The 7,149-nt window shown below is 67.9% G+C and carries 6 protein-coding genes; 1 reads left to right on the top strand and 5 read right to left on the bottom strand.

Annotated features, from left to right (window positions below; all coding sequences use genetic code 11):
• The first annotated feature begins 432 nt into the window (after positions 1–432).
• Positions 433–879: a transposase family protein gene (locus AC08OU_RS06450; protein ID WP_476599051.1), complete on the top strand. Its 447-nt coding sequence runs from the start codon at positions 433–435 to the stop codon at positions 877–879.
• Here AC08OU_RS06450 and AC08OU_RS06445 read toward each other — a convergent pair.
• From AC08OU_RS06445 to AC08OU_RS06425, 5 genes are all read right to left on the bottom strand, one after another.
• Complete coding sequence (locus tag AC08OU_RS06445) at positions 866–1,843, bottom strand: NAD(P)-dependent alcohol dehydrogenase (protein ID WP_476599049.1); 978 nt, start codon at positions 1,841–1,843, stop codon at positions 866–868. The genes AC08OU_RS06450 and AC08OU_RS06445 overlap by 14 nt on opposite strands.
• 311 nt (positions 1,844–2,154) lie before the next feature.
• Entirely contained in the window at positions 2,155–3,375 is a 1,221-nt protein-coding gene (locus AC08OU_RS06440) for a hypothetical protein (RefSeq protein WP_476599047.1), read from the bottom strand.
• A gap of 23 nt (positions 3,376–3,398) precedes the next feature.
• Positions 3,399–3,671: a hypothetical protein gene (locus AC08OU_RS06435; protein ID WP_462188237.1), complete on the bottom strand. Its 273-nt coding sequence runs from the start codon at positions 3,669–3,671 to the stop codon at positions 3,399–3,401.
• Positions 3,672–3,673: 2 nt separating this feature from the next.
• Positions 3,674–6,361, bottom strand: a complete 2,688-nt coding sequence (locus AC08OU_RS06430; protein WP_476599045.1) for an SUMF1/EgtB/PvdO family nonheme iron enzyme — start codon at positions 6,359–6,361, stop codon at positions 3,674–3,676.
• Entirely contained in the window at positions 6,358–7,149 is a 792-nt protein-coding gene (locus AC08OU_RS06425) for a class I SAM-dependent methyltransferase (RefSeq protein WP_476599044.1), read from the bottom strand. The genes AC08OU_RS06430 and AC08OU_RS06425 overlap by 4 nt, the downstream gene beginning before the upstream one ends.

The raw sequence follows: 7,149 nt of genomic DNA, 5'->3' as shown, positions 1-7,149 counted from the left end.
GCCATGCCACGGTTTCGATGTCACCTATTTTGTTACGACACGTCAACAGCGGTTCGGGTTCACTCATCTTCCTGGTCCCCACCTGACGCCTCTCCGGCGCCTTTTCCACATCGCTCACCACGACGGTCTTCAGCCAACGCAGCATGTGGCGGTTTGAATCCTCCCCCCGAAGGGCGACTCCGAAGGGCCATACCTTCATCTCTCGCGCAGCATCAACTCCAGAGCACGCCCTACCCTCCCATCAGCACTCCTTCGTCGTTCATGGCACACGCCTCGGCAAGTTTGCTGACGCGCAGGTGATCGGTGCTGGCTGGGGTTTCTGGTGGGACTGTGCAGCGAGAGGCTGACGCCGGGTCCGGGGTTTCAGGGGTACGGGCACGACACCTGGAGATCATGGAGGTTCCTACGCCGTCATGATCAACCCGAGATGTCGTGCCCGCCGTCCCAGTATCGCCGCCTGCCCCTGCTCTCGATCAGCTGGCTGCCGCCGTCGCCGACGGTCATTACCCTCCGTCGTCGGTGACGGGTCTGCTGGCGGTCTTCGGCCGGGTCCCGGACCCGCGGAAACCCCGAGGTAGACGGCACAGCCTGGCCGTGGTGCTGACCCTGGCGACGTGCGCGGTGCTCGCTGACGCGCGGTCGTTCACCGCGATCGGCGAATGGGCCTCCGATGCCGGTCAGGCGGATGCTCTGCACACCCAGACCGAGACCGCCCGCTGGCTGGTCGGCCGCGGGGTGAAAGCCACCGAGACCGAGGTCGCCTACCTGGTCACCAGCCTGCCGACACATCAGGCCAGCCCGACCCAGTCGGTGGTGCTGCGGTTCCGCGGCGACACACGGAATCCGCCGTACCGCGAAGAGCCGCTCATGCCGTGGTGACGACGACCTTGCCGCGAGCGTGCCCGCGTTCCAGATAGCGCAGACCTTCGGCGACGTCGACCAGTGGGTACGTCCGGTCGATGACCGACGTGAGCTTCCCGTCCTCGACGAGCCGGGTGAGGGTGAGTAGCTCCGCCTGATCCTGACGGGTGGGCAGCGGTCGGAGCCGCTGCCGGACGAAGCCGTTGACCACGATCGCGCGGAGCATCCAGCCGACCGCCCCGACGACGTGGCCGGGTGAACCGCCGGCATTGAGCACGAGGGTTCCCGTCGGGGTCAGCGCCCGGCGCAGCCGGCTCAGTGGCCGGTTGCCGACGTTGTCGAGGATCACGTCGTAGTGGGCGTGCGCGTCGGTGAAGTCATCGGTGGTGTAGTCGATGACGTGTGTGGCGCCGAGCGCGCGGACCAGTTCGACGTTGCGGGTGCTGCACACCCCGGTGACTTCCGCGCCGAGCGCGGCCGCGATCTGGATGGCGTATGTACCGACGCCGCCGGCGGCCCCGTTGACGAGTACCAGGTGCCCGGCCTGGACCCCACCCATGTCGCGGATCCCCCGCAGGGCGGTGGTCGCGGCAATCGGGAGCGCCGCCGCCTGCCCGAAGGTCAGGCCGGCCGGCTTGGGTACCACCGTGTCCGCCGGGGCGCGGGCATACTCGGCGAATGCGCCTGGGCAGAAGCCGAGCACCTCGTCGCCGGGTCGTAGCACGTGCACGTTCGCGCCGACCGCCTCCACGACGCCCGACGCGTTGATCCCGGCCACACGGCGCTTCGGCCTGGTCAGTCCCATTCCGGGCATGAGTCGCGCGACGAGCGGGTCGCCTCGCACCATGTGCCAGTCGTACGGGTTCAGCGCGGCGGCCCGCACCCGAACCAGTACGTCATCCGGCCCGAGTTCGGGCATGCCGACATCGGTCAGCTGCAGGATGTCCGGCGGGCCGAACCGCTCCTGGACGACTGCCTTCACCAGGTCTCCTCTGTCGTCATGCTGGCGGGCCGGAAACGCGAGATCACCGAATCTGCCAGCATGGCGATACTGACAACGGATTGCGCGGCCCACGACACGCCGGCATGGCGATGGTCCCACGCCGGGCTATCGCGAGACAGGATGGCTGGCTGGCTCGAACGCAGATCCGGTGGAAGTGCGACGAAAAACGCCGTGGCCGTCCAGTTAACTGTGCGGTCACACTATCAAGCTCCGCCGCCGTCCCGATGCGCTGGCGACGGAGCGCCCCTTTCCGAGGCGTGGCCGAGGTTCCGCTCTCCTTCGTGAGCCCGTTACTCCGGTTGCCGGAGAGAGCGGAGCAGGAGCCGGCCGAACCGGGTGAGGAGCAGGGCGCCGGAGCCGGCGAGCGCGGCGAGCACGCCGATGAGGAGGTCTCGCGCCGAGTTCGCGCCGAGGACCTGGAGTACCGCGAAGGCGGCGCCGAAGGGCAGGCCGACGACGGTGAGGACGCCGAGCGCCGCGCCGACCTGCTGCCCCTCCTGGGTCTGGGCGATCCGGTTCAGGTCGACGATCTCGGTGAGCACGGCGTCGAACCGCTCGGGCAGATGGTGCTGTGCCTGGTAGACGGTGAGGATGTCGTTCGCCGGGCCGTGGGCGCTGGCGTCCCGGAGCCAGTAGATGTTGCGGAATCGGGCGGCCCGTTCTTCGAGACGGGCGAGATGACGCGTGAGGTCCTGGGCTTCGAACGCGCGGGCCGCCTCGTCGATCATCTCGGTGATGGCCGCGTTCTGGATCATGCCGATCAGGACCGCGTCGAGGTAGGTGGTGTGGGCGTAGAGCTGAGCGAAGCCGAAGAACGCATCATCGGCGCCGTCGTCGGGGCGTAGACCGAGAAAGGCGGCGCCGTCCCGGGTGACGAGCCCGCGCCAGTCGGCGGAGAGGATCACTCGTCCGTCGAGGAGCTGGTCGGCGTGGTCGGGATCCGGTGGGTAGTCGGCGTTGGCGGTACGGGACGCGAGATGCCACAGCCAGGTGTCCGCGGTCGACCAGGAGTCGATTCGGACGGCGTCAGCGGGTCGCGGCGGGTCGGCTTCGGGAAGGGTGGGGAAGGTCAGAAACGCGATCGTGAACCCTCGGGCCGACGGCGCCAGACGGGCCCAGGTGGGCAGCGCCGAGCCAAGGTCAGGGGGTGGGGTCGCACTGCCGCGCCGGCCGGCGACGGCGCGCAGGACGTCGAGGAGCTCGGACCCGCCGGTCTGGACGTGGACATGGACGCGGACATGGACGATGACGAAGGCGAAGGCGCGGTCCGGCCGGTCCGGGTCGGGTAGGAGGATCTCCGTACCGAAGATCGGGTTGTTCGTCTCGCCGGTGGGTGCGGTGCGCTGCCAGCGGCTCGGCCGGTCAGGCGTGCCGTAGAGGATGCGTGTGCAGGCGGCGCTGAAATAGGTGCTGCGCGCGGCGGTGGTCGCTTCGATTTCCTTGTGGCGTAACGGCAGCGGACCTTCCGGCCAGTCCGGGGTGCCGGTGAGGAAGGCGGGACAGACGACCACGAAGGAATGCCGTCCCGGACGGTCTACCGGTAGAATTCGTCGACCTCCGGAAGGTCCAGTCTGATCACGAAATGGGCTCGGCCGGTGGACGGGGCGACCTCGAAACGCACACGCTCCCCGACGATGATCGTGCGGAATCCTTCGGTGACGATGTCGCTGTAGTCGAAGCCGTGGATCTCGCCGGTCTCGTCGTCGCGAACCAGGTAGGTCGCGGTGACCCGGTGGGGTCCGCTGCCCAGCGGTTGGCGATCGACGATCCGGCCGAACCGCTGCCCGCTGTCCGGCACGCCGGTCATGGTCACGCGACCTCCCGCACGCAGCGGAACCCGACGGCGTTACTGCTGCCCCGGCGTAGGTACAGGGCCTTCGACGAGGTCTGCACCGCCCGGTACGGGTTGTCGTAGGAGCCACCGCAGATCACCGCAGAGTTGATCCCGTCAAACACGGTCTCGGTCCATTCCCACACGTTGCCGGACATGCCGTGCACCCCGAACGGGGACAGGTTCGCCGCATGATCGGTCACCGGAGTCGGGGCGCAGTCCCGCAACCGGCCACCGTCGATCTCCTGCTTCCAGACCTCGTAGGTCACCAACGGCCGGCCGCTCCACGCGTCGGCGCAGTTGACCGCGGCCAGGTCGACGTCGTCTCCCCAGGGGAACAGCCGGCCGTCCGTGCCCCGGGCGGCGGCCTCCCACTCGACGCAGGTCGGCAGCCGCTTGCCCTCGAAGCGGGCGAAGGCGTAGGCACTCCACCAGTTAACGCAGTTCGCCGGGTAGTTGTCGTACGCCGGATCGGTGAAGTACTCCGGGTTCCGCAAGCGTTCCCGCCATGGTTCGTGGGTGTGGCCTGGCGGAGCGCCCGGATGATCCCACTGCGCGCAGCCCTGCTCGGCGACCGCGGCGAGAAACGCCTTGTACCGCCCGACCGTCACGGGGAACTCGTCGAACAGCACCGGCTTCTCGATCTTTCGGAGGAGGAGGCGGTGGCTCGGCCCGACCAGGTACGTCGCTGCCGGGAGCGTCCGCGGGGGCGCGGGGATCGTCTCGGCGCCGAGGTGGACGAGGAACTCCCGGACCTGCTCGGTCAGAATCGGTTCGGCGTTGCTGCCCGCGGCTTCCCGTCCGGCCGCGGTCCGCAGGTAGCGCGCGGCGAAATACTCCTGGAAAACGGTGTGCACCAACGCCACCGTGCCGGCGCCGGCCGGGCGGAACAGGGGCGCGAGCAGGAACGTCTCCAGCGTGACCCGTCCCTCGGCGAAGCATTCGATGCCGACGTGGGTGCAGAGGTCCGCCAGAGTGAACACCGCCTGATCGGCCAGGAATGCCGGGCCGAAGTAACTCTCCAGCCTGGGCCGGAGATCGGCGAGCCCGGCGGTGTTCAGGACCTGCCCGATGCGGGCCGGCACCAGGTCCACGAGGTGCCTGGCCGCATCCGCGGCGGGCCTCCGCGCGAGCTGGCCGGTCTGCTGAGCGAGCCGCAGTTCCAGCGGCGAGACCGAGTAGACCCGCTCGTCCGCGTGCAGCTTCAGGTCACCGAGCCGGACCACGCTGAACTGCGGAAGCTCCAGCGGATCGACGCCGTTCGCGTGCAGCTGCTGGACGAGCTGCTCCGAGATCAGCGACGAGCTGTTCAGCAGCCGGCGGACCTCGGGCGAGTCGGCGAGGAACGAGTAGCGGGACGACATCACGACCGTCGACTCCGCCGACAGCGCCTGCGAGACGTCGGAGAACACACCGAGGAACGCCTCCAGGCTCGTGTTCGGCACCGCCTCATCGATCGCGTCGAGCACGCACAGCACGGAGCCGGCCCGGATCAGGTACAGGAAGACGTCGAAGACCCGGTTCCGCGGAACCGTCATGTACGGGTTGAGGGTCCGGGTGACAAAGTCACCGAACTCCTCCTCGGGTTCCTTCAGGCTCATGTCCAGGTAGAAGCGGTAGCGATGCCGTGCGGGTTCCGAACCGTCCGCCGCGAGCTGCTTCAGCAGCGTCGTCTTCCCGCTGCCCGGACCACCGATGACGAGGATGTTCGCCGAGGTTCTCACGAGGCGGCGCAAGATCTCCCCGGCGTCGGGCGTCTCGGTGACCGTCATCTCGCCGGTGTGCTGGTCCGCTTCCAGCACATCCCCGGCAATCCTGAGCGGCTCTACGTCACGGGGTCTCGTCTCCGGGTAGCTGACCGTCAGGGCGGACAGGTGCGACGGTACGTCGACGATCCTCTCCACAAACCGCTCGTAGGCCACGATGCGGATCTCACCGTCCGCGAACGGCGCCACATCCTCGGACGGCTCGTCCGCGACGATCAGGAACCGGGTGTGCTTCGGGAGTTGGGTACTGAGGATCTCGCCGCCGGTCGTGGTGAGAAGCTGGTTCAGCTCTTCCAGGCTGCAACTGAGCATGATCTCCACATACTCGGCCTGCAACCCGATCTGCCGGCAGAACAGCTGGTAGACGGTGCTCTCGGACAGTTCGAACCGCTTGATCGCCTTGTACCCCAGCGTCGCGTATAGGCCCGAGAGGAACTCGGCCTTCCGCTCGACTAGCAGATCAAGGCTGGGCGCGTCACCGATGATCGCGGTGACACCGGTGCTGGTGAACCAGTCCAAGACGTCCAAGAGCCGGCGCACGGCGAGAAGGCCGTCCTCCTCGGCGATCTCATAACCGTCATGCGACGAGCGGTTCCGAAGCCGCTGGATGTCGGTGAACGCGTTGATGACGTTGGTGCTGCGGATATGCGGCCGGCAACCTTTGATCAGATCGTTCAGCGCCTTGCCGGACGGGTCGCCCGGAACCTCATGATAGGTCCACAGCTGCTTCAGCAGCCATTCGGCGATCTTCCCGATGAGCGAGACGGTGTTCTCTGGGTAGCCGTCACCCAACGACTTGATCGGCCGGGTGAAGTCGAGACCAAGATGTCGCGCGATCCGATCATGACCGTTGAGCTCGCCCTGCAGCCGATGAAGACGGTCATCGACGGTCTCGGTCACGAGACGGTCCTCCTCCGGGTACCGAGCACGAAGGCGAACCGGTCGGGAAAGAACAGCACCGGTTCCGGATGGCAGGCGTCGATCTCGGCCACGCCTGCTTCGATCTGGTCATCCTCGAACGTCGAGAGCAACGACATGTACCGACTGCGCACCATCGCCAGGTACCGGTCCTTCGGGATGCTCAACGGGTAGTCGCGGTACGTAAGACTCGCGGTCAGGCCCGCATCGCGCATGTGGTCCGCGATGTCGGCAGGGTCCGGCTGCAGCTCCTCGAACCGCTCCAGGGCCGCGACGAACAGCGGGTACGAGATCCGAGTCGGCAACATCACGATGAGGAAGCGGCCGCCGTCGCCGAGAAGGTCGGTGAGCCCGGCGATGACCCGCGGGCGGTCGGCGGGGGCCACGTGGTGGATCGCCTCTTTGATCATCACCACGTCGAGCGAACCGGGCTCGACGGCCGTCGTCGCGTCGGGGCTGGCCGCGCCGACGAGCTGCTCCGCCGAGGCGTGCACCGGGCGAAGACCGGGATCCGAAGGCAGCTGGCTCAGCATCCCCTCGGACGGGTCGGCGCACAGGATCGGCGTCAACGGCCGGACGATCTCGAAAACCCGGCGGGTGTACAGTCCCGTCCCGCACCCGACGTCGATGATCCGATCGTGGGAGGTCAGGGTGAGCGCCCCGGCCATCTCCCGGGCCATCCAGTCGAGGAAGGCGTCGCTGTAGGTCCAGTTCTGGTCGTACGCGTCGGCGAGGCGCTCATAGTGCGCCGACGTTCCCGGCTCCGCCAA

Source organism: Frankia sp. CcMO1 (assembly GCF_977945845.1).
This window is presented reverse-complemented; position numbering and strand designations above follow the sequence as displayed.

Bases quoted from the DNA above. Each gene is read 5' to 3' on its own strand.
- AC08OU_RS06435 (WP_462188237.1), bottom strand. From the start codon at position 3,671: ATGACCGGCGTGCCGGACAGCGGGCAGCGGTTCGGCCGGATCGTCGAT.